The following is a 21,686-nucleotide window of genomic DNA, read 5'->3' as shown; positions in this document are numbered from 1 at the left end:
CAAGCTCGCGATCCTCGGGAGATACCACATCCGTGCCACGGTGCGCGTTCACCCACTTGTTCAGCGTCGAAAGCCCAACGCCCAGATCATCCGCAACTTGTCGCCGTGTCAGCCCGCTGGTCAGCGCAATTCGCACCGCGTCTTTGCGGAATTCATCCGTTCTTCCTGTGCCCATAGTTCGTCTCCTTTGTTGCAGTAAATGCTATCAAAGGAGCGGCATCAAACCGCGACAGGTCCATACAGTCATTGGCGGCAATGGAAACGACACCGTATCGACCGGGCTGGGCGACGATCTCGTTCATCTCGGTGACGGCTACAATCTGTGGCGAGAAGACGATACCGCATCCTACGACCCTGGCTTGATGAGCGATAACGACACGGTCGAAGGCGGCTTTGCCGAACCTGGTTACCACAATAGCGATTACTTAATTTCGCGCTTTGGTTCCGATTCCCTTTCAGGATATGGCGGCAACGATAATATTTCTGCGCTCGACTACGAACACGACAATACAGGCACTTCACTGGAAAACGCTCCAGATACCCTGAACGGTGGATCGGGCGATGATCGGTTATATGCAGATGATGGCGATCAGATTACAGCAGGCGACGGGGCTGACGAAATCTATATCAATGTCGAAACCGATCCGCGTGAAGGCGACGCCGAGCCGGTTGTCATCACCGATTTCAATACGGATGAAGATGTTCTTATTGTAACAGGGAACACTTTCGACGCATCAGTTGTCCGAACTGTCGCTGTACCTGAAAGCAACGGATACACGCTGACAGCGCACGGAGTTCCCTTTGCCGTCCTTGAAAATGTCAGCGCCGATGATATCGGGACGATAGATTTCAGAGTGTATCGGTTCTAACGGCTATCACGCCGCCTCGCCCTGCTCGCTCGCCTGCCGCTGCCACAGCTGGGCATAGCGACCTTGCCGTTCTAGCAGCTCGGAATGGGTACCGGTTTCCACGATCACGCCTTTTTCCAACACCACGATGCGGTCGGCATCGGCGATAGTGGACAATCGGTGCGCGATGGTGATCACCGTACGCCCCTGCCCGGCCCGCGCCAGCGCGCCCTGGATTTCCTGTTCGGTTTCGGTGTCCAATGCCGAGGTTGCTTCGTCCAAGAGCAGGATCGGTGGGTTCTTCAAAAGCGTACGCGCAATGCCCACCCGCTGCTTTTCACCACCCGAAAGTTTCAAGCCGCGTTCGCCCACCGTGGTGTCATAGCCCTGCGGCAACGACATAATGAAATTGTGGATCTGGGCGGCCTTGGCTGCGGCTTCGATTTCGGTCTGGGTGGCACCATCGCGACCATAGGCGATATTATATCGGATGCTGTCGTTGAACAGCACCGTGTCCTGCGGCACCACGCCGATCATGTCGTGCAAACTGACCTGAGTAATGTCACGCACGTCCTGACCATCAATTTTCACCGATCCGCCGACAACATCGTAAAACCGGAACAACAGCCGACCGATGGTCGATTTGCCCGATCCGGATGATCCCACGATCGCCACCGTCTTGCCCGGTTCTACGGTCAGGCTGACCCCTTGAAGAATGGGGCGTTCTGCCTCATATCCGAACACCACATTATCCAGTTCGACCTGACCGCCCGACACTTTCAGCGCAGCGGCATCGGGTTTGTCGGTCACTTCGGCGGGTTGTTCCAACAGGTCGAACATTTCCCCCATATCCACCAGCGCCTGACGGATTTCACGGTAAACAGTGCCAAGGAAATTCAACGGCATGGTGATCTGGATCATATAGGCGTTGACCATGACGAAATCGCCCACCGTCAAATCGCCCCGCTGCACCCCCATTGCCGCCATCACCATCACGGCCGCTAACCCGCCGGTGATCAGGAAGGCTTGACCGAAATTCAGGAAGGCCAGCGAATAGGACGTTTTCAGCGCCGCGCGGGCATAAAGTTCCATCGCGCGATCATAGCGCGCCGCTTCACGGGATTCGGCCCCGAAATATTTGACCGTTTCGAAATTCAACAGGCTGTCGATTGCCTTTTGATTGGCATCGGTATCCTGATCGTTCATTTCCTTGCGCAGCTTCACCCGCCATTCGGTCACCGCGAAGGTGAACCAGACATAAAGTGCGATGGTCAATGCCACCACGGCCAAGTACCAGACATCGAACAGGAAAAACAAAATTCCTGCGATCAGCAACAGTTCCAGAACCAGCGGCCCAATGGAGAAAAGCAAAAAGCGCAGCAGGAATTCAACGCCTTTAACACCGCGTTCAATAATTCGGCTCAGACCGCCGGTTTTGCGGGTGATGTGATAGCGCATCGACAACCGGTGGATATGGGTAAAGGTTTCAAGCGCCAACATCCGCAGCGCCCGTTGTCCCACCGCCGCGAAGATCGCATCGCGCAGTTGTTGAAACCCGTTCGACATCAGCCGGGCCAATCCATAGGCCAATGTCAGCCCCACCGCGCCGAGCGCCAGTGTCGATACGCCGTCTTCAGCCAAGGCATCCACGGCCTGTTTATAAAGAAGCGGTGTCGAAACCGCGACAATTTTGGCCATCAGCAGCGCCAGCATGGCGAAAACCACCCGACGCTTGACCCACGCCTGATCCGGGTCCGCGGGCCAAAGATACGGCATGACACGGCGGATCGTGCGCCAACCGGACAGCCGTTCATTATTGAGATTGGCATCGGTATGGGGTCCGGCGCGCCGCATGACGTGTTCCTTTTCAGCTTTGGCCCTAGAGATAGGACTCGCGCCCTAGGAATGCCAGCGTCAAACATGCTAAATCAGGTATTCATTTCATAGCCTGATCACATGGCCCTCTCGCGGGCTGGCTTCACCTTCGGCGATCGCCCGGTAAACTTCGGGCGCACGGTTCAAACCGTTATGCACCTTCACATCCATCCAGTCATCCGCATCGGTCGCAATACGTTTCCATCCGGCGGTGATCTGTGCTTCGATCACACCCGGTCCCCAGTCTTCGCGCCGTTTACGGATCTGTTCTGGGGCAAAGAAAAATCGCGGCTTCGGCCCCGGCAGATCGGACCCCGGTTGGGCAAATTTATCCCAATGGCTGGTGCCCACGGCGGCGCTGTGACGCAATTCGTTGGCCAGATGCGTATGCAACCGAATTTTCACCGCCGCGTTCCCCGCCATATCGACATAGACCGATGGCACCCGCGCCAATTTTTCGATTTCATCATAGCTCAAGACTTGATCGCAGCCACCCGAAGCTTCGACAAAGTCCCTGTTGCTGTCCGAGGTCAGCCCGACGATCCGGTAGGGCCGGGTTTCCGGTTCGGCCAAAAATTTGCACAGGCCCAACCCGGTTTTCGACGAAGCGCTGCCGATGATGATCTGTTCGGCACCGAACCTGTCATTGTCCATCAGCCAATCAAACAGCAGATAAGAGGTGGCCAGCAAAGGCTGCAACAAGGCTCGCTTGTAATCGTCTTCGACCGCGCCAGCGCGCACGCAGACATAGGTATTGTATACCAATGGCAATTCGGCACGATGGGCGCTGGTATCGACAAAAACGCCTTTGGCGCTTTGTTGCGGAGCGATGATCAACTCTTCCCCCATCGGATAAAAGCCATAAAGCCGCGTCCCTTCAGGCATATCTGCGAACCGGCTTTCCACCACGCGAGCCACGCCCCAGACCGGCACGATCCCCTTGCCTTCAATCCCGCTGGGAAAGAATGTCCAATACCCAATGACAAAGCCTGTGGCGGCATAAGTGACATTATTGGTGGTGAGGGCGAAACTTTCCAACCGCAGCCGGACCTGCCCGTCCCGCAATTCCATTGGCGCGGCATCAGCCAGTTCCGCTTCGGTGATCTTTGCTTGATTCACCAGTACATTTTGCACCATATCCGTGTCTCCTCCTGCTACCGAAAAAGACTACCCCTGCCCGGGTCGCCACGGGCAGGAATAAAATTCGTGACGTTCCGTCCTGTGAACGGACGTCAATCGCGCGGAATGTCGAAAACCTGACCGGGATAGATCAGATCCGGGTCACGGATCAGATCGCTATTGGCTTCAAACAGGCGGACATAAAGCGTGCCCTCGCCATAGTTATCCCTGGCGATTGCCCAAAGCGTATGACCGGGCTGCACCGTTACAACACGGATCAGCGGAGTGTTCTGCGCTGTTGTGGAAACGGCAGTATTGGCAGAAGCCGCAACAATTTTTTCCGGTGCTTCGCGTTTGAACGGGGTTTCCACCCGTGACGTGGTCTTGCCCGATTCATCGACCTGATCGAGGCGCAAGGTATAAACACCCGGAGCAACATCGTTCAGCCGAATTTTCCACGCATTGTCAGCCCCGATTGCGGCACTGGCCTGCAATGTGTTGTTCAGATAGGCGCGAACCCCCATCGTCACCGCACCACGCCCGGTCAGGTCGACCGCACCGGTGTCGCTATAGCTGATCGCGTCCAGCATCAGATCGGTCAGGTTGGCATCAGATTGAGCCGGTTGCACAACGCTGACGCCATCCTTGCCCGCCAAAAGAACCGCAGGGGCGGCAGGAACCGCTGGCGCCGGTTCGCCTTTGACAGGGGCCTGTTCAACCATTGCCACCTCTATGCCTTGTCCTTCGGTTTGCGCCGGTTCGGTTTTTTCAGGTTGCCCCGTTAGGGCCGCAGTTTCGGGTTCAGTACCTTCGGCACCCTGCCCCGTTTGGATCATATCGGTTTCTACGGCTTCAGAAATACCCGGTTGCACCGCTACCGTTTCAGCCGTTTCAACAACCGAAGACGTGGTCGTCATTTCAGCCGTCGTTTCGGATGCTTCCGTCTGCACTGCCGCAACGGCTTCCACCCCGGCGTCAGGTCCTGTCGCGACAGCGGGGGGCACCGGTGCGATGATCACCTGATCCTCGGACGGAATTTGCGCATCGCCAACAGACATCAGCAGTGACATCAACCGCGGTTTGTCCGACGGCGCAAGCGTCAGGAAAGCCACGAACTTTCCGTCCGATCCGGGTTCGGCGCTGGCAAGGGCGGCACGATCGACAAGAATGTCCACCTTGTCCCCGTTCAGAGCGATACCAGCCACCAGCACAGACCCATCGGGGTCAACCCGCACAACGTCGAAACTGGGCGGTGTGGCCGGGACCACAGCCGGGACAACGGTATCGTCATGTGCTGTTTCAGATTGCGGAACGACTACAGGTTCAGCGACCGGCTTTTCGTGCGTCGCGGCTTCGGTATTAATTTCGGGTTCGCCAACCGCTGCGACCTCTATTTCCTGCACTGCGGGATCAGCGGTCGGCTCGGTTTGTGCGCCTTGCGGTACAGCAGCACTTTCCGGCTTAGGTTCAGCCGTTGGTTCGGCTTCTGCCGCCGCTTCCACAGCGGGTGCTGACGCAGACATGACGATCTGCTCCGGTTTCGTCGGGGCTTTTTTGTCGAACACGCCCAGCCCATAGGCGGCGGCCAGCGCGGCGGCGATCGCAACAGCGGCGCCCACAATCAAGGTCTGGCTCGACGCCAGTCCGGTTTCTTTCGTCATGTCGTTCCTTTCAACGCGCCCACATCCCCTTTGGCGGTTGAGCGACCATAGCAACAAGGGTATCACGGGTCAAAAGCACTTTTATCCAAGGAAAATCAAGATGACTACCCGCTCTGTCTGCGTCTTTTGCGGGTCACGCCCCGGCAATGACCCGATCTATAGCTCCGAAGCGGAAAGCCTGGGCACGTTGCTGGCCAAAAACAAATGGCGGCTGGTTTATGGCGCGGGGGATGTCGGATTGATGGGTATGGTCGCACGGGCAACGCAGGACGCGGGTGGCGAAACATTCGGGGTCATACCCACCCACCTGATGCGGGCCGAAGTGGGAAAAACAGATTTGTCGACCTTCGTGGTCACTGAAAACATGCATGAACGTAAAAAGGTCATGTTCATGAATTCCGATGCCATCGTGATTTTGCCCGGTGGTGCCGGGTCTTTGGACGAATTTTTCGAAGTACTGACTTGGCGCCAGTTGTTGTTGCACCAAAAACCAATTTTCGTGCTGAACACCTCTGGGTTCTGGGACCCTCTGCTGGCCCTGATCGATCATGTGATTGACCAGGGTTTTGCAGACAAATCCTTGCGCGAACTGATCCGACCGGTGGCAACAACCGACGAACTGATCGCGGCACTGCGGTCAGCACTGAGCTAGCAAACCGCTTCGATTATCTCCGCCAAATCCTGCTCCTCAGCACGGCCCCAGCCATTGGGGCCGCTTGAATTGGCGTGCCAGCAATCTCGATATCGGCCCGACGGGATCAGATATCGGCCATTTCCGCCATTACCAGCTTGGCAATATCGGGCAATGTGTGATTGGTCAGATCCTTGGCCATCTCGGCGCGGACAACACCAGTCACCTTCGGACTAAGCGCCGCGCGCAATTCCCCCAAAGTCTGCGGCGGGGCAACGATGACCAGATCCGTTATTCCACCCGCCTGTGCCCATTTATTGAGAAGTGCGGCGATGGTGCTGGCGAATTCTTCTTTCGCCAGCCGGTGCCAGTCCGTCGGCTCAATCGCGGAACGTCCTGCCCCTGCCGGGCCATCCCGCCGACCGGGCTGTTCGGTTCCCAACTTGGCGGTGTTGGGGATGTCGATTTCATCGACCCGCATGACCCGCAAATCCGGATCGATGGTGTCGCTGACATTTTGCACAAACAGCGCCTTGGCGCCGTCTGCAACGACAATCCACAGGCTTTTGGGCATCTTGATCATGACAAATCTCCTATTCCTTGCTGGGTAAAGAGAACTGCAAAACTGTTGCTGCAAACATGATACGAGTCAATTCTGCGAAAAAAGTTTCACATATCAGTCGCAGGTCAGAATAAGCCGCTATTCGGGCCGCCTCCGGTCAATTTCCTATCCCCCGCGGCCCATTGACCCAGAACATCCCTTAGTTCGTCAAGTTTGGCCGGTTTGGTCAGGAATTCACTCATACCGGCAGCAATACAGCGTTCGCCTTCACCTTTCAGCGCATTGGCGGAAATGCCTACGATGGGAATCGGGACCATATTATGCGCGCGTTCGATCGAACGGATTTTCTGCACCATTTCCAGCCCGTCCATGACCGGCATCTGACAATCCGTCAGTATCAAATCGAACTTAGCGGCCCCATCGCGCCAGATTTCCAGTCCCTCTTGACCGTTCATGGCGATTTGGGCGCTATAGCCCAGCAATGCCAATTGCCGCGTCAATACTTCCAGATTGATCCGGTTGTCTTCAACCAGCAGGATACTGCCCTTTTTTGCCGAAACCTGTTCAACGCTTTTTCCATCCTCGCGTTCTTTGTGTTCTTCGATCAGCGCATGCACCCCCTCGACCATGCGCGATGGCAACAATGGCGATCTGCGCACCAAATAGAGATGGGCATTGTAGCGCCCAAGCCGGGCGCTGGGATCTTCTGTTAACCCCAGAAATTTCGCCTTTGGAACGATTTCATGCATCTGTTCAACAAAACCGAGGGTGCGATCCTTACCAGTAAGAGAAACGAGAAAAAAAGGCGTTTGTGTTTGGCGTTTAGCCCAATCCCACATCGGCATTTTAACGTCGAGCGCGGTCAGCGGCCGTCCCCAGTATTTCGCGAATTGACGGAACCGGTCACGGCACAATTCGTCATCTACAACTGAAAACAAAGAATATTGTTCAAGTCCGTCAATTTTTTCGATGCAGGTCTGTTCGGTTTGTACCCCCGCGATCAAGGGCAGGACGACTGAAAATGTTGCCCCTTCCCCCGGAACGCTTTGGACGTCGAGCTGTCCGCCCATTATTTCGATCAGGTCATAGCTGATCGCAAGCCCGAGGCCGGTTCCGCTGATCTGTCGGGACTCCGTTTCGTTGGCCTGAAAGAATGGCTGAAACAACAGTTCCTGAATATCAGACGGAATACCCATGCCGTTGTCTATCACCAAAAACTTGACCTGACCTCCCGGCATCAATTGCGCTGACAATTCCACCAATGGCGGTTCGGCCGATTTTTTTTGTGCACAAAACTTCACGGCATTCCCCAGCAGATTCAAAAGGACTTGCCGCAAACGGCTGGCATCGGTGGCGAAATATCGCGGTAAGTCGCAATCCACATTGAGGATCAGCCGCACCCCATTTTGCTGAGCTGTTGCAGCCACGGTTTCCACGACATTTTCAACCACATTGAGCAGATCAGCCTTTTCTACCGACACAGACATCTTACCCGCTTCGATCAGGGAAAAATCGAGGATGTCTTCAATGATCTTCAGCAGTGAAACCGATGAATTATGAATCGTTTCCAGCATCTGTCTTTGGTTTTTATCCAGATCAGTGCGGGTCATTAAATCGACCATGCCGACAATCCCGTTCATCGGGGTGCGGATTTCATGGCTCATATGGGCGAGAAAAGCAGTTTTAGCCTGTGTTTGTGCTTCGGATTCTTCCTTTTGCCGAAACAGCATTAAGCGGCCGGAAATATCAAGAAGTGTACCAACCATGCGGATAGGTTTTCCATCATGATAAACAACGACCCCGCGGTTGAGCACCCGGATCCAGCGCCCATCCTTGCGCTGCATGTCATATTCGCCTTCGACAATTTCTTTTTGCTGGGCAAACTGGATATTCATATCGCCGCGGACCTTCGATTTGTCCTCACGGCGCAGCATCTGCGTCCATGTCCGCGCTGTTGGTTCCAATTCATCAACCGTATAGCCCAAAATCTCGGCCCAACGTTCAGAATAGTAGACGTGATTGGTGACAATGTCCCAATCCCACAATCCGTCATTCGCCCCTTTCATGGCCAGGTTGAAGCGCTCTTCTTTTTCCCGCAGACCCGCGTTCAGCCGGGCTTGTACTGTCAGCCGTTTCACCAAGTCCCGCCGATCCCGGTGCAACACCTGCACGGCAACACTCAAAGCTGCATTCAGCAGCAAGGCGATGAAGAAGACTATACCCATTTGGACCAAGGTGGCGGAAGACCCGTTCAGTGCCTGCATCACCAGGATGACGATCGAAACCGCCAAACTGCTCCCGAACGCGCAGATCGCGAACCACACCCATGATCTGCCAGCGGCAGTATAGACGTCGGGAGCATGCTTCATGTTCGCAACCTTGTCCTTCCAAATCAGGCGAACTCAGCGCTTAAAATCATCAACCCTGCTTCAAACTGGCGGGTCGGAACTTGTTTCTATGATTAACCTTAATTCATTCTGATCAAATTCTAGGAAAAAAAAGCATATGAGACTACAATTATTGTAAAAACACCTGCCGCATCAGATAGAAATCTGACGCTTCTGTCTGCTTCGCGCATGGGTTGCGGTTCGATCCCTTGCCAAGGGACAGAAAAGTTTTTGAAACACGATCATATCCGCAGGTTTCAAGGTAAATTGACCGTCTGCCGCGCCATGTATCGGATCCAACAAACAAGAAAGCCGCCCCGAAGGGCGGCCATCCGTTTCAAATTATCTGAAAATCACATCCGCGATGCGACGTTTTCCCAGTTGACCAGCTTGTCGAGGAAGTTGGTCAGGTAGGCAGGGCGCTTGTTACGGAAATCGATGTAATAGGAATGTTCCCAAACATCACACCCCAACAGCGCGGTTTGGCCAAAGCAAAGCGGGTTGACACCGTTTTCGGTCTTGGTCACCTTCAGGCCGCCATCGGCATCCTTGACCAGCCAAGCCCAACCCGATCCGAACTGACCGGCCCCCGCAGCGGCGAATTGCGATTTGAATTCGTCAACCGAGCCGAAGCTTTCGACCAGTGCCTTTTCCAGCTCGCCCGGCATCGCGCCGGTTCCCGGCCCCATCATTTCCCAGAACTGCGCGTGGTTCCAATGCTGCGACGCATTGTTGAAAATGCCATTTTGGGCAACGGAGCCTGCAGCATAGGTGCCGGTAATGATGTCTTCCAGCGACTTGTTTTCCCATTCGGTCCCAGCAATCAGCTTGTTGCCGTTATCGACATAGGCCTTGTGGTGAAGGTCATGATGGTATTCCAGCGTTTCCTTTGACATGCCAAGATCGGCCAGGGCGTCATGAGCATAGGGAAGATCGGGAAGTTCAAAAGCCATTGTGAAATCCTCTTAGGTTCGGGCGTTTCTTTCCTGCGGAAAATGGTAGGGTTTGGCCCAGAAGGTCAAGCCCTCACGGCAACTATCTTTTACAGACTGCTGCGCTCGGTCTTCGGATTATACACCAAGCATTGACATGCGCGTGAGCGACACTTTACGCTTATTGTTTTATTAACTGTATAGTCCAATGGCATTCGATCCCAAAAAGATATTGCGCGGGTTTTACCGTGCCAAAGGCCACTTTTCGGCAAATTTGAATGGCGAAAATTTCCGAGTGGACCCCTACCATTTTGCCTTTTGGCGCGCGGCCAGCAATGGCACTTGGGAACCTGGTACTTTCGATGTTCTGGCCTCGGCCTGTGAAAGCGACCGCGACGTGCTGGATATCGGTGCCTGGATCGGTCCGACGGCGCTGTTTTGTTCCCGCCGTGCGCATCATGTTTATGCATTCGAACCCGATCCGGTCGCGTTCCGCTATCTGAATTGGAATGTGGACCTGAACGGGATCGGAAATATCAGCCCCCTTCCCGTCGCTCTTTCCGATCGCGACGGAATTGCCCGCATGGGCAGCTTCGGAGACAATCGCGGCGATAGCCAGACCAGCCTGCTGAATCCCGAAGATAAGACCACCGGAATAGATGCTGTCACGATGTCCTGGGATACGCTGGGCCGTCAAATCGACCTCGAGCGCATACGCTTCGTGAAGATTGATATTGAAGGCGGTGAATTCAATCTTCTCCCACTAATGGCGGAATTTCTGGAGCGGCATCGACCGGCACTATTCCTGTCGTGCCATGCGCCGTATCTGTCAGAAGAAAAGCGCAGCGCAGCAATGTCGCTGATCAGCGAAGCCACCGGATGCTATGATCGCCTGACCGATCACAACCTTGCCCCTCTCCGACGTGATGCCCTGTTATCCGCCGAAGCCGCGAAGGGCTTCGGGGCGTTTCTTCTGACCGGATAAGGCGTTCCCGTACCAGTTTCCGGCATTGGACAGTTTTTTTTCCAAGGCCACAATCACCGCGTCGTCATCACGTATACCCCGCGAATGAACCCACAGCGCGATTGAAAACAGCCTAATTCGGCAAATGCCTGATCTGGGACTTTTTCCTTTGTCACCGTCCTGATTGAAGCGTTTCAGTTAAAATAGTCGACCTCGCCGCCCTCTTCTGCCGAGATGCAAAGCAGCTTGAAAACGTAATCGGCCACTGAACGGAAACAGATGATCCGTGCCGATGTCGTGTCGTCAAACCACATCGCACCGGCCACCTGAGCCAGCCGTGTGCGGCGAAATTCACCCGGTTCAAAGGCTTGCGGTGACAGATCCACCGGGGCCAACTTCGCCAGAACTTCGCGCACAGACCCGGGCGCGCCGGTCAGACGAACCACGGTGCGTGCATCCGAAACGGTCTGAACCAAGCCATGTTCCCCGCTCAGTGCCTGCGCCAGCGTCGCAGCAATCGTCCCGGCTTGATCATAGGGCGTCAGGATCAGCACTTCATCGGGTGACATCCAGGCCACGGCCATATCCCCTTGCGATACGATCTTGCGTTGGGATGGCGTCACCAGCCCGGTCGCCGCCGTTACTGCGGCCAACAGCTTGGCCGATCCCAGATCGCCGCGCAGGGTGATCATGCCCTGTAATCCGGCGTCTTCCACAGTGACAAAACCCTGAAAAGTCGCCCCGTTCAATGCGCTGACGGTGTCAGACATTCTGCTTCTCCCCGTCCTTGTCATAAAAGACCGGATCGCAGATCCGCGCCTTGTAGGTTGTGCCATCGGTGCCCGGAAACTCGATCACTTCACCCATGCGATCGGGTCCATTCAGAACCAATCCCATCGCAATCCCCTTGCCCAAGGTTGGCGAATGATAAGTCGACGTCACCCGGCCCTGCATATTGCGCTGTCCATTGGCATTGACACCCGCCGCCGAGGCATAGGCCCCGTCGGGCAACACGCTGCCATCAAGCGTTTCCAGACCCACCAGTTTCCACCGCTTCGGATCGGTCATGTGCGATCGCGCTTGCGCCCGTTTGCCCAGGTAATCTTCTTTCTTCTTGGAAATCGCCCAATTGAGGCCCAGATCCTGCGGGATCACCGTGCCATCGGTTTCGTCGCCGATCATGATGAATCCCTTTTCAGCCCGCATCACATGCAAAGCTTCGGTGCCATAAGGCATGATGCCGAATTCTGCCCCCGCTTCGATGATCTTGTCCCACAATGCCTGCCCTTGGTTGGCCGGAACCGCGATTTCATAGGAAAGTTCACCCGAAAAGGAAATTCGGTAAATCCGCACCGGGACGTCCGCCAACGCGCCGTCTTTCCATTCCATGAATGCCAACGACTCTTTGCTGACATCCACACCGCCCAGTTTTTCCAACACCTTGCGGGCGTTGGGGCCAACAACCGCGATTTGCGCATATTGTTCGGTCACGTTGGCGGTATAGACCTGCCAGTCCCACCATTCGGTCTGCAACCATTCTTCCATGTGACCGTGAATGTGATCCGCGCCGCCGGTAGTGGTGTGGCACAGGAACGTATCGTCATCGATCCGCGCCACCACACCATCGTCCATCAGGAACCCGTTTTCGTTGCACATCAACCCATAGCGGCATTTACCGGGCTTCAGGTTGCTCATCATGTTGGTGTAAAGCATGTCGAGGAACCGGCCCGCATCCGGCCCCTTCACGATGATCTTGCCCAGCGTCGAGGCATCCAGCATCCCGACCGAACCGCGCGTCTGGTTGATTTCGCGCGCCACCGCGTCGGCATGACTTTCGCCTTGACGCGGATAACAATAGGGTCGCCGCCAGTGGCCGACCGGTTCCCAATGGGCCGCACGGTCTTCGTGCCATTGATGCATCGGGGTTTTGCGCAAGGGTTGGAACACCTCGCCGCGGGCCTCACCGGCAATCGCACCCATGGAAATCGGGGTATAGGGCGGGCGGAATGTCGTGGTACCCACCTGCGGTATGTCAGCATTGAGTGATCGGGCCAACGTTGCCAACCCATTGATGTTGGACAGTTTTCCCTGATCTGTCGCCATGCCGAGCGTGGTGTAGCGCTTGGTATGTTCGACGCTCTCATAGCCTTCCTGTGCGGCCAGCATTACGTCGGAAACCTTCACGTCGTTCTGGAAATCCAACCACGCCTTCATCCGCAGCTTCGGCCCCGCCCCCTGCGGCATCAACCACACCGGTTCGATCATCGCCTCGTCGCGCGCCTGCGCCTGCGGTGCGGCGGCGTGTTTCGGTTTCGCCCCCACCGCAAGCGCAGCTGCCTCGCCAGCGGATTGCGCATCGGTCAGGATATGTTGCAACTGCAGTGCACCGTTAGCGCTGCCAGCAGCGATAACAAAACCTTGACCGTCAGCACCTGTCGGCGCTTTGTCCACATCCGGGCGGAACATTGCCAATGCGTCATCCCAGATCAGTTTGCCGCCGCAATGCGACCAAAGATGCACCACCGGCGACCAACCGCCCGACATCGCCACCGCATCGCAAGCGATTTCTTCCAACACCGCGCCTTCGCCCGCTTGCGAACAGATCGCGACGCCGGTGACGCACTTGCCGCCCAACACTTTGGCAATCCCCTTGCCGGTCTCAACCCGGATGCCAAGCGCGTGTGCCTCCTCGGCCAGCCCCCCGCCACCGGACGCCCGCGCATCGATCACCGCAGGCACTTCCAGACCAAGGTTTTTCAAAGCGATTGCAGTACGATAGCCGTCATCGTTATTCGTCACGACAACGGTCCTGTCCCCCACCGAAACACCATAGTCGATGGCGTAGTCGCGCACAGCCGATGCCAGCATCACACCGGGAACATCGTTGCCGGAGAAGCTGAGCGGGCGTTCGATCGCGCCGGTCGCCGTCACCACTTGTTTGGCGCGGATGCGCCACAACCGGTGGCGCGGGCCGTTCATGTCTGGTGCATGATCCGTCAACCGTTCATAGCCCAGCACATAGCCGTGGTCATAAACGCCCGATGCCATGCAACGATTGCGCAAGGTGACATTCGGCATGGTGTGCAGTTCGCGAACCAATTGCTCCACGAACTTATCCACAGGCTGACCGTCGACCACGCCGCCATCAACCGGTGCCCGCCCGCCCCAATGGGCGGTCTGTTCCAGCAGCAGCACCTTGGCCCCGGCCTCACCGGCCGCCCGCGCAGCCAGCAAACCGGCAACGCCACCACCGACCACGACGATATCGACGAAAGCATAGAAATGTTCATAGCGGTCGGCATCGCGGTCTTTCGGCACCCGGCCCAGCCCGGCCGATTGCCGCACAATGGGTTCGAACACCGATTTCCACGCCATGCGCGGTGCCATGAAAGTCTTGTAATAGAACCCTGCCGGAAAAAACCGCGCCAGCTTGTTGTTGACTGCGCCGATATCGAAGTCGAGGCTGGGCCAGTGATTTTGCGACGTGGCCGACAACCCGTCGAACAATTCGGTGGTGGTGGCGCGCTGGTTCGGTTCAAAACGCGCGCCGGTGCCGAGACCGACCAGCGCATTGGGTTCTTCTGCCCCGCTGGCGACAGGCCCGCGCGGACGGTGATACTTGAACGACCGGCCCATCATCATCTGGCCATTGGCCAAAAGGGCAGAGGCGAGCGTATCGCCCTCAAAGCCGGTCATTTGTTTGCCGTTGAAGCTGAATCGGATCTGTTTGCCGGTGTTCAACAGACGGCCCTTCGTGGCCAGACGGGTGCTCATCTGTCAGACCTCCTTGACCGTGGCGGGTGTTTTTTGAGTATTTTTGGAACAGTGAAAGGTCATTGGACATCTCTCCATGACCAACCGGGGCGTTTTGCGGTGATCGCGTCACGGATCGCCTGCGGCGGTGTGGTAACTTGTGCGGAATAAGTGCCAAAAACTTCCAACGTGGCGGTGCAGCGGGCGGCGTGAAACCACTTGCCGCAGCCATTCGCATGGCGCCAGCGTTCGAAATGCACGCCTTTGGGGTTTTCGCGTGCGAAAAGATAAGTTTCGAAGTCTTCGTCCGAAGAGTGGGGGCCGAAGCGTTTCAGATGCGCCTCGCCGCCAGCGTGCAGTTCGGTTTCCTCGGCATCGACGCCGCAATAGGGGCAGTGAAGGATCAGCATTGCAGACCTCCCGGAGCATTCGTAGATTGAGTGCCATGGAGACAGGTCCACTTATCACTCTGATTGTTTTTCTGTTGTCCGTTGGCGGGGCGATCGTGCTGCTGCTCAAGGACCGCCGCGAGAAACGCAAAACGCCGCGTGTTCACCGGCCGCATAGCCCTTCGGCAAATTCGGCGCGGTTCGATCGTGCAGAGCACATCAAAAAAGGTGGCCTGGGAGGAGACACTGAGGGCTTTCATTAGTGCGCCACCCCCGCCGCCACGCTCTCATCAATGAAACGGCCCTCCTTGAAGCGGTTCAGGCCGAATTCCTCGGCCAGCGGCGAATGGCCCTTGGCCATCAGTTCGGCCATCGCCCAACCGGAGCCGGGGATGGCCTTGAAGCCACCGGTGCCCCAGCCGCAATTGACGAAAATGCCCTCGACCGGCGTTTTTGACAGGATCGGAGAACGGTCGCCGGTCATGTCGACGATACCGCCCCATTGGCGCAGCATCTTCAGCCGGGAAATCATCGGGAAGGTTTCGACCAGCGCCCGCACGGTTTCCTCGATGTGGTGGAAACTGCCTCGCTGTGTGTAGTTGTTGAACCCGTCGGTGCCGCCGCCGATCACCAATTCCCCCTTGTCGGACTGGCTCATGTAGCCATGCACGGTGTTGGCCATCACCACCACATCGATGCAGGGCTTGATTGGTTCGGATACCAACGCCTGCAGCGCCAGCGATTCAAGCGGCAGCCGGAATCCGGCCATGTCAGCCAGAACGCCGGAATGACCTGCCACCACGATCCCCAGCTTGTCGCAATCGATCGCGCCGCGCGAGGTGTCAACACCAACCACCTTGCCGCCGTCGCGGCGCACGCCCGTCACCTCGCATTGCTGGATAATGTCCATGCCCATGTCGGAACAGGCGCGGGCATAGCCCCAGGCCACCGCATCATGGCGCGCAGTGCCACCGCGTTGCTGCCACAGCCCGCCCAGTACCGGATAGCGCGGCCCCGAGATGTTGATGATCGGCACCAGGTCCTTGACCTTCTGCGGGGTGATGAATTCGGTCGCCACGCCTTGCAGCGCGTTGGCATGGGCGGTGCGCTGATACCCGCGCACCTCGTGTTCGGTCTGCGCCAGCATGATCAGGCCACGGGGGCTGAACATGACATTGTAGTTCAGATCCTGACTCATCGTTTCATAGAGCGACCGGGCCTTTTCATAGATCGCAGCCGAGGCATCCTGCAGGTAATTCGATCGGATGATCGTGGTGTTGCGCCCGGTGTTGCCGCCGCCCAACCAGCCCTTTTCAAGCACCGCCACATTGGTGATGCCGAAATTTTTACCAAGGTAGTATGCGGTGGCCAATCCGTGCCCGCCAGCCCCGACGATGATCACATCGTATTTCTTCTTGGGCTGGGGCGACGCCCAGGCGCGTTCCCATCCTGAATGGTAACGGGCGGCTTCTCGGGCGATGGCGAAGGCGGAATAGCGTCTCATATGCGTTTCTGGTGCCTCGAATCCGGTCTGAATAGTCTTCTTGTTCTTACTGGACCGTGGCAGCGCGTGCGCCCCGTTTCTATGCGTCACAATTGCGCCTAGTTGCGACATGAGGGACCAATGCGTCAGTTTGCCCTTTTTCCAAACGCCGGTCGGATATACATGTTTGGCGACTTGCAGGAGGCTACATGCTGTTTTGGATCATAACCGCCGCGATTGCGCTGAGCGTTTCGGGCATTTTGGCTTGGGCGCTGTTGCGCGGCCGTACTGGTGTCGAAGCTCCGGCTGCATTCGATCTTCGGGTGTATCGTGATCAATTGAAGGAAGTGGATCGCGATCTGGCGCGCGGCGTGATCGGCGCAGACGATGCCGAACGCGCCCGGGCCGAAATTTCGCGACGTATCCTCAACGCCGATACACAGTTGCAAAAAGGCGGTGAAACCGGCGGGCAACCGAAATCCCTTGGTCGCGTTTTGGCGGCGGCGACCGTTCTGGGCATGATTGGCGGGTCGTTGTTGATTTACCTGGAACTTGGCGTGCCGGGATATGGCGATTTCGGGCTGAAGGCACGGATTGCCCAAGCCGATGAAACCCGTCAGAATCGCCCCGGTCAGGCCGCGGCCGAAGCCGCGATGCCGCCAGCCCTACCAAAGGAGCAACCGGAAGAGCGGTTCTTAACATTGATGGAACAGTTACGAGCGGCCGTTGCGCAACGCCCGAACGAAGTTCAGGGCCTGCGGCTGCTGGCGCGAAACGAAGCGACTCTTGGGAATTACAAAGCCTCTTACGAAGCGCAGCAGCGTCTGATCGAAGCACTGGGAGATCAGGCGACAGCCCGCGATTATACCGATCTGGCCGATACGATGATCCTGACTGCTGGCGGCTATGTATCCCCCGAAGCCGAAGCCGCGCTGATGCAAGCACTGAAATTGGATCCGCGCAATGGGGTTGCCCGCTATTACATGGGCCTGATGTTCGTACAGGTGGGGCGCCCTGATGCCAGTTTCCAAGCTTGGAACGGTCTGTTGCGCGAAGGCCCTGCTGACGCGCCTTGGATCGCGCCGATCCGGGCGCAAATACCTGATGTTGCACGTCTGGCTGGGGTCGATTTCACATTGCCTGCTACTGCGGAAGGGCTGAAAGGTCCATCGGCGGCAGATATGCAGGCAGCCGGGGACATGAGCGCCGAAGAGCGGCAAGACATGATCCGCGGCATGGTCGCCAACCTGTCCGAACGTCTGGCCACCGAAGGCGGCGCGCCCGAAGAATGGGCCCGCCTGATCGGGGCCTATGGGGTGTTGGGCGAAACCGACCGTGCCCGCGAAATCTGGACCGAAGCGCAGCAGACCTTTGCCGACAAGCCCGAAGCTTTGGCCGTGGTCCGGTCCGGTGCTGAACGGGCCGGGGTTTTGCAATGATCATCGAAGAGGTCGAGGACATGGCCGCTGCCCTGCCCGCTCACGCCCCGGTGATCGGGCTGGATTTGGGGGACAAAACCATCGGCGTTGCGCTTTCCGATACCCTGCTGAGCATCGCCAGCCCGGTCGAAACGATCCGGCGCAAGAAATTCGGAATCGATGCGGATCGGCTGCTTCAGATCATAGCCGACCGTCAAGTCGGCGGCATCGTTTTGGGCCTGCCGCGTAACATGGACGGTTCCGAAGGACCGCGTTGCCAATCGACCCGCGCCTTTGCCCGCAATCTCAGCCGGTTGACCGAGCTGCCCATTGGCTACTGGGATGAACGGCTGTCCACGGTGGCGGCCGAACGGGCGCTGATCGAAGCCGATACATCCCGCGCCAAACGGGCCGGAAAGATCGACAATGTCGCGGCGTCTTTCATCCTGCAGGGGTTTCTTGACCGTCTGCGCCATTTGAAGGGCACTGCATGAGCGAGGTTTGGAAGAGGAACGAGATTGAAAGCCCCTGTGTGAACATCTGTATCATTCACCCGCAAGAACGAATCTGCACCGGCTGTTTTCGCAGCATCGAAGAAATCACCCGCTGGTCGAAAATGACAGCACAGGAACGGCACGCAATCATGGGCGAACTGCCCGGACGCGCACCCAACCTGCAAAAACGCCGGGGAGGCCGCGCCGCGCGGATCGGGCGCGGCGAAGACTGAGGATCAGACTGGATCGGTAACGGAAATCACCGAAACGTCACCAAGCGATACTACCCCTGCCCCATTCATCACGCGTGCAACCGCCGCGCCGTCGAACAAGATATTTACGTCGTCACCGTCGGTTTGCAGGTCGATGACACCGGGTCCGGCATAACTGTCGAAATGCGTCACCACGATCTGATCCTGACCTTCTTCAAAGTCGTCGACCTCCACCGCACGATCTGAATCAATCCAGGTGCCGGTTGTAAAAATATCGCTTCCCGCTCCGCCGATCAGCGTATCGCCGCTGCCACCCAATAAGAAATCATTACCTTCATCGCCCCGCAACAGGTCGGGGGCGTAGCTTTCATCAAGGCCGTAGTTGCCGGCGACTGTTGAGGCAGACCAGTACCCGTCCAGAACATCGTCGCCGGTACCGCCATCCAGTGTGTCCTGCCCCGCCTCACCGACCAAGACATCGTTTCCAGCTCCTCCGCGCAGGTCGTCATTGCCGCTGCCGGCCTCCAGAAGATCATCGCCAGCCCCGCCCTTGAGCAGATCATCGCCGGGTCCGCCGTCCAGCCGGTCGCCACCGCCACGGCCCAGCACCACGTCCTCTCCCGCCCCGGCCAAGAGGGTATCGTCGCCGCCTTGCCCTTCAATGGCATCATCCCCGGACAGGCCCTGCAACAGATCATCGGCGTCGGTACCGGTGAGCGTGTCATCGCCTTCGGTCGTAGCGGGATCGGTTTCGGACAGCGCGTCAGTCCCGGTCAAGCCGAGCGACGAACCGATTGCAGCCAGCCCAAATATCAAAAGAAGTTCCAGCATCCCAAGCCCCGCATAGACCATTCAGGGATAGCAGATCCGGGGCTAAATCATCAAATTTTAAGGAAAAATAGACCAAATCATTCGCTGACGGGGCAACAATAGGCAGCGAACCGGGACATTACCAATGACTTACCAAACAATCTCTATCGACACTGATTTGGCTTGCGCTGTTTTCATAGTCCAAACGCCTTGCGTAGCATGTTGAGTGCCACCAGCGTCAGGAACACGGCGAACACCCGTTTCAGCGGCTTTGGATCCATTGAATGCGCCAGACGTACACCGATGGGGGCCGTGATCAACGTCATTGCAATCACCACGGCAAAAGCCACGAGGTTCACCGCCCCGATGGTAAACGGTGGCCGCTGCGCCGGATCGATCGGCAGCATCAAGAACCCGAGGACCGAGGGCACCGCGATGATCACGCCGAACCCCGCAGCGGTCGCCACAGCGCGATGGATGGGGATGTTAAACAGGCTCATCAGGGGCACACCGAAACTGCCGCCACCGATCCCCATCAGCACCGACAGGAAGCCCACCAGAGGGGACGTAACGACCCGGCCCAGCCCCTTGGGCATTGCCTGACCCAACCGCCAGTCTGCGCGACCGAACCCCATATAGGTCCCGATCACCAACGCCAATACGCCAAAAATTCCCTGCAATGTTCCCGAACGCAACGATGCCGCGGTCAGCATGCCGACCACCGCACCAATCGCGATCCCCGGAGCCCAACCCTTCAAGATATCCCAATCGACCGCGCCTTTGCGATTGTGGCTAAGCACTGATCGGACCGAGGTCACGATGATCGTCGCCAGCGACGTCGCCAAGCACATCTGCATCAGCTGCGGACCGTCGTATCCCAGCGTCTGAAAGGCGTAAAAGAACGCTGGCACCAGAACGATTCCACCGCCAACACCAAGAAGTCCCGCCAGAACCCCCGCAAAGCCACCAATCACCATCAGCATGACAAGCATCATTAAAAGCAGGGATGTATCGGGCATATCGGGCCTCCATGTTTGCTATTGCGGGCCGTTAGACACCGGTTCCACAGCGTCTTCAATGCAAAACCGGTTTCAGGCGTCGCACTGCACTTGCGCCAGCGCATCTTCGACCAATTCAGGCCCCGCATCGGGCCTGTGCGCCCGTTCCGACAGGATACGCCGCCATTGCCGCGCGCCGGGACGCCCCGCGAACAGCCCCAGCATGTGCCGCGTCACCTGGGACAGCTTTCCGCCGTCACGCAAATGCGCCTCGATATAGGGCAGCATTTGCAGCACCACCTGAACCGGATCTGAGAAACTGCCGGTGCCAAAAATTTCGGGATCGGCAGCGCAAAGGATATCTGCAGGCTGGTGATACGCTGCACGCCCTATCATGACCCCATCAAGCCCATCCGCCAGAAACGCCTTGGCCTGTGACAAGGACGCGATGCCGCCATTGACGGACAGATGCAGATCGGGAAATTCCTGTTTCATGCGTCGCACCAAATCGTAATCGAGCGGCGGGATGTCGCGATTTTCCTTCGGGCTCAACCCTTGTAGCCAAGCCTTGCGGGCGTGGATGGTAAACCGGTTACAGCCCACTGCGCTGACCTTAGTTAAAAAATCGGGCAAAACGATTTCAGGGGTTTGGTCGTCAACCCCGATGCGACATTTCACAGTGATTTCCACATCGACCGCATCCTGCATCGCCTTGATACAGTCCGCCACCAGATCCGGCGATTTCATCAACACCGCGCCGAATGTGCCCGATTGCACCCGGTCCGAGGGGCACCCGACATTGAGATTGATCTCGTCATAGCCGGCTTCGGCCCCCAATTTTGCCGCCTGCGCCAGCTCGGTCGGATCCGAACCACCCAGTTGTAACGCAACCGGGTGTTCTTCGGGATTGAACGCCAACAGATGCAGCGCCCCGCCGCGCACCAACGCCGGGGAAGTCACCATTTCGGTATAAAGAAGGGTTTCGCGGCTTAACAACCGATGCAGATACCGGCAATGACGATCAGTCCAATCCATCATCGGTGCAACGGACAGGCGGGCGGCGTGGGATATCTTGTCTGCAGTCAATTCGGTCATGTGTCGGTACATATTGCGAAACCGGGCTTATGCCCGTTTCACCGATAAATGACAA

General features: G+C 57.2%; 20 protein-coding genes and 1 pseudogene. 7 read left to right on the top strand and 14 right to left on the bottom strand.

What is annotated here, in order from left to right:
- Nucleotides 1-175: transposase (locus TG4357_RS04245; protein WP_144433916.1), on the bottom strand; the 175-nt coding region annotated here is incomplete at its 3' end.
- On the opposite strand from TG4357_RS04245, the pseudogene TG4357_RS19980 reads away from it, so the two are divergent.
- Together TG4357_RS19980 and TG4357_RS04240 are read left to right on the top strand one after the other, a co-directional pair.
- Nucleotides 168-308: pseudogene (locus TG4357_RS19980) on the top strand (hypothetical protein); the annotation flags it as partial. The gene TG4357_RS04245 and the pseudogene TG4357_RS19980 overlap by 8 nt on opposite strands.
- A gap of 54 nt (nt 309-362) precedes the next feature.
- The gene (locus TG4357_RS04240; RefSeq protein ID WP_058261635.1) at nt 363-869 is read left to right on the top strand and encodes a hypothetical protein; all 507 of its coding nucleotides are present in this window, start codon (nt 363-365) and stop codon (nt 867-869) included.
- 6 nt (nt 870-875) lie between these two features.
- Here the strand turns inward: TG4357_RS04240 and TG4357_RS04235 are convergent, their stop codons facing one another.
- The 3 genes from TG4357_RS04235 to TG4357_RS04225 form a co-directional block, all read right to left on the bottom strand.
- Nucleotides 876-2,702, bottom strand: a complete 1,827-nt coding sequence (locus tag TG4357_RS04235; RefSeq protein ID WP_058261634.1) for an ABCB family ABC transporter ATP-binding protein/permease — start codon at nt 2,700-2,702, stop codon at nt 876-878.
- An 87-nt stretch (nt 2,703-2,789) separates the two neighbouring features.
- Nucleotides 2,790-3,860: a DUF2855 family protein gene (locus TG4357_RS04230; protein WP_233487426.1), complete on the bottom strand. Its 1,071-nt coding sequence runs from the start codon at nt 3,858-3,860 to the stop codon at nt 2,790-2,792.
- 95 nt (nt 3,861-3,955) lie between these two features.
- Entirely contained in the window at nt 3,956-5,503 is a 1,548-nt protein-coding gene (locus TG4357_RS04225; RefSeq protein ID WP_058261633.1) for a LysM peptidoglycan-binding domain-containing protein, read from the bottom strand.
- 100 nt (nt 5,504-5,603) lie between these two features.
- On the opposite strand from TG4357_RS04225, the gene TG4357_RS04220 reads away from it, so the two are divergent.
- Nucleotides 5,604-6,155, top strand: coding sequence for an LOG family protein (locus TG4357_RS04220; RefSeq protein ID WP_058261632.1), 552 nt, complete (start codon nt 5,604-5,606; stop codon nt 6,153-6,155).
- 106 nt (nt 6,156-6,261) lie between these two features.
- Here the strand turns inward: TG4357_RS04220 and TG4357_RS04215 are convergent, their stop codons facing one another.
- The 3 genes from TG4357_RS04215 to TG4357_RS04205 all read right to left on the bottom strand — a co-directional run bounded on the left by TG4357_RS04215 (nt 6,262) and on the right by TG4357_RS04205 (nt 10,036).
- Nucleotides 6,262-6,717: a baeRF12 domain-containing protein gene (locus tag TG4357_RS04215; RefSeq protein ID WP_058261631.1), complete on the bottom strand. Its 456-nt coding sequence runs from the start codon at nt 6,715-6,717 to the stop codon at nt 6,262-6,264.
- 104 nt (nt 6,718-6,821) lie between these two features.
- A complete protein-coding gene (locus tag TG4357_RS04210; RefSeq protein ID WP_058261630.1) occupies nt 6,822-9,065 on the bottom strand; it encodes a PAS domain-containing hybrid sensor histidine kinase/response regulator in 2,244 nt (747 codons plus the stop codon).
- Between the two features lie 371 nt (nt 9,066-9,436).
- Nucleotides 9,437-10,036 (bottom strand): superoxide dismutase, encoded by a 600-nt coding sequence (locus TG4357_RS04205; RefSeq protein WP_058261629.1) that lies wholly within the window; start codon nt 10,034-10,036, stop codon nt 9,437-9,439.
- Between the two features lie 187 nt (nt 10,037-10,223).
- Between TG4357_RS04205 and TG4357_RS04200 the strand changes: the two genes are divergently transcribed.
- Nucleotides 10,224-11,000 (top strand): FkbM family methyltransferase, encoded by a 777-nt coding sequence (locus TG4357_RS04200; RefSeq protein ID WP_058261628.1) that lies wholly within the window; start codon nt 10,224-10,226, stop codon nt 10,998-11,000.
- A gap of 173 nt (nt 11,001-11,173) precedes the next feature.
- On the opposite strand, the gene TG4357_RS04195 is transcribed toward TG4357_RS04200, so the two are convergent.
- The 4 genes from TG4357_RS04195 to TG4357_RS04175 all read right to left on the bottom strand — a co-directional run bounded on the left by TG4357_RS04195 (nt 11,174) and on the right by TG4357_RS04175 (nt 16,625).
- Entirely contained in the window at nt 11,174-11,749 is a 576-nt protein-coding gene (locus TG4357_RS04195) for a sarcosine oxidase subunit gamma (RefSeq protein WP_058261627.1), read from the bottom strand.
- A complete protein-coding gene (locus TG4357_RS04190) occupies nt 11,742-14,753 on the bottom strand; it encodes a sarcosine oxidase subunit alpha family protein (RefSeq protein ID WP_058261626.1) in 3,012 nt (1,003 codons plus the stop codon). The genes TG4357_RS04195 and TG4357_RS04190 overlap by 8 nt, the downstream gene beginning before the upstream one ends.
- Before the next feature lie 59 nt (nt 14,754-14,812).
- Entirely contained in the window at nt 14,813-15,142 is a 330-nt protein-coding gene (locus TG4357_RS04185) for a sarcosine oxidase subunit delta (protein ID WP_058261625.1), read from the bottom strand.
- Nucleotides 15,143-15,380: 238 nt separating this feature from the next.
- Complete coding sequence (locus tag TG4357_RS04175) at nt 15,381-16,625, bottom strand: sarcosine oxidase subunit beta family protein (protein ID WP_058261623.1); 1,245 nt, start codon at nt 16,623-16,625, stop codon at nt 15,381-15,383.
- A 188-nt stretch (nt 16,626-16,813) separates the two neighbouring features.
- Here TG4357_RS04175 and ccmI point away from each other — a divergent pair, with 188 nt between their 5' ends.
- The 3 genes from ccmI to TG4357_RS04160 are packed head-to-tail and all read left to right on the top strand — an operon-like array spanning nt 16,814 to nt 18,749.
- The gene (gene ccmI / locus TG4357_RS04170) at nt 16,814-18,043 is read left to right on the top strand and encodes a c-type cytochrome biogenesis protein CcmI (RefSeq protein ID WP_058261622.1); all 1,230 of its coding nucleotides are present in this window, start codon (nt 16,814-16,816) and stop codon (nt 18,041-18,043) included.
- Nucleotides 18,040-18,516: a Holliday junction resolvase RuvX gene (gene ruvX / locus TG4357_RS04165; RefSeq protein ID WP_058261621.1), complete on the top strand. Its 477-nt coding sequence runs from the start codon at nt 18,040-18,042 to the stop codon at nt 18,514-18,516. The genes ccmI and ruvX overlap by 4 nt, the downstream gene beginning before the upstream one ends.
- Nucleotides 18,513-18,749: a DUF1289 domain-containing protein gene (locus TG4357_RS04160; protein ID WP_058261620.1), complete on the top strand. Its 237-nt coding sequence runs from the start codon at nt 18,513-18,515 to the stop codon at nt 18,747-18,749. The genes ruvX and TG4357_RS04160 overlap by 4 nt, the downstream gene beginning before the upstream one ends.
- A gap of 3 nt (nt 18,750-18,752) precedes the next feature.
- On the opposite strand, the gene TG4357_RS04155 is transcribed toward TG4357_RS04160, so the two are convergent.
- From TG4357_RS04155 to dusA, 3 genes are all read right to left on the bottom strand, one after another.
- The gene (locus TG4357_RS04155; RefSeq protein ID WP_158509051.1) at nt 18,753-19,559 is read right to left on the bottom strand and encodes a calcium-binding protein; all 807 of its coding nucleotides are present in this window, start codon (nt 19,557-19,559) and stop codon (nt 18,753-18,755) included.
- A 173-nt stretch (nt 19,560-19,732) separates the two neighbouring features.
- Nucleotides 19,733-20,557: a sulfite exporter TauE/SafE family protein gene (locus TG4357_RS04150; RefSeq protein WP_058261618.1), complete on the bottom strand. Its 825-nt coding sequence runs from the start codon at nt 20,555-20,557 to the stop codon at nt 19,733-19,735.
- 72 nt (nt 20,558-20,629) lie between these two features.
- Complete coding sequence (dusA, locus tag TG4357_RS04145; RefSeq protein WP_058261617.1) at nt 20,630-21,631, bottom strand: tRNA dihydrouridine(20/20a) synthase DusA; 1,002 nt, start codon at nt 21,629-21,631, stop codon at nt 20,630-20,632.
- Nucleotides 21,632-21,686: the final 55 nt, after the last annotated feature.

Origin of the sequence: Thalassovita gelatinovora (assembly GCF_001458355.1) — a bacterium.
In the GTDB taxonomy this organism is placed as follows: Bacteria; Pseudomonadota; Alphaproteobacteria; order Rhodobacterales; family Rhodobacteraceae; genus Thalassobius; species Thalassobius gelatinovorus.
The sequence above is the reverse complement of the archived record's forward strand: the minus strand, read 5'-3'. Positions and strand labels throughout refer to the sequence as shown.

Bases quoted from the DNA above. Each gene is read 5' to 3' on its own strand.
- TG4357_RS04240 (WP_058261635.1), top strand. From the start codon at position 363: ATGAGCGATAACGACACGGTCGAAGGCGGCTTTGCCGAACCTGGTTAC.
- TG4357_RS04235 (WP_058261634.1), bottom strand. From the start codon at position 2,702: ATGCGGCGCGCCGGACCCCATACCGATGCCAATCTCAATAATGAACGG.
- TG4357_RS04230 (WP_233487426.1), bottom strand. From the start codon at position 3,860: ATGGTGCAAAATGTACTGGTGAATCAAGCAAAGATCACCGAAGCGGAA.
- TG4357_RS04225 (WP_058261633.1), bottom strand. From the start codon at position 5,503: ATGACGAAAGAAACCGGACTGGCGTCGAGCCAGACCTTGATTGTGGGC.
- TG4357_RS04220 (WP_058261632.1), top strand. From the start codon at position 5,604: ATGACTACCCGCTCTGTCTGCGTCTTTTGCGGGTCACGCCCCGGCAAT.
- TG4357_RS04215 (WP_058261631.1), bottom strand. From the start codon at position 6,717: ATGATCAAGATGCCCAAAAGCCTGTGGATTGTCGTTGCAGACGGCGCC.
- TG4357_RS04210 (WP_058261630.1), bottom strand. From the start codon at position 9,065: ATGAAGCATGCTCCCGACGTCTATACTGCCGCTGGCAGATCATGGGTG.
- TG4357_RS04205 (WP_058261629.1), bottom strand. From the start codon at position 10,036: ATGGCTTTTGAACTTCCCGATCTTCCCTATGCTCATGACGCCCTGGCC.
- TG4357_RS04200 (WP_058261628.1), top strand. From the start codon at position 10,224: ATGGCATTCGATCCCAAAAAGATATTGCGCGGGTTTTACCGTGCCAAA.
- TG4357_RS04195 (WP_058261627.1), bottom strand. From the start codon at position 11,749: ATGTCTGACACCGTCAGCGCATTGAACGGGGCGACTTTTCAGGGTTTT.
- TG4357_RS04190 (WP_058261626.1), bottom strand. From the start codon at position 14,753: ATGAGCACCCGTCTGGCCACGAAGGGCCGTCTGTTGAACACCGGCAAA.
- TG4357_RS04185 (WP_058261625.1), bottom strand. From the start codon at position 15,142: ATGCTGATCCTTCACTGCCCCTATTGCGGCGTCGATGCCGAGGAAACC.
- TG4357_RS04175 (WP_058261623.1), bottom strand. From the start codon at position 16,625: ATGAGACGCTATTCCGCCTTCGCCATCGCCCGAGAAGCCGCCCGTTAC.
- ccmI (WP_058261622.1), top strand. From the start codon at position 16,814: ATGCTGTTTTGGATCATAACCGCCGCGATTGCGCTGAGCGTTTCGGGC.
- ruvX (WP_058261621.1), top strand. From the start codon at position 18,040: ATGATCATCGAAGAGGTCGAGGACATGGCCGCTGCCCTGCCCGCTCAC.
- TG4357_RS04160 (WP_058261620.1), top strand. From the start codon at position 18,513: ATGAGCGAGGTTTGGAAGAGGAACGAGATTGAAAGCCCCTGTGTGAAC.
- TG4357_RS04155 (WP_158509051.1), bottom strand. From the start codon at position 19,559: ATGCTGGAACTTCTTTTGATATTTGGGCTGGCTGCAATCGGTTCGTCG.
- TG4357_RS04150 (WP_058261618.1), bottom strand. From the start codon at position 20,557: ATGCCCGATACATCCCTGCTTTTAATGATGCTTGTCATGCTGATGGTG.
- dusA (WP_058261617.1), bottom strand. From the start codon at position 21,631: ATGACCGAATTGACTGCAGACAAGATATCCCACGCCGCCCGCCTGTCC.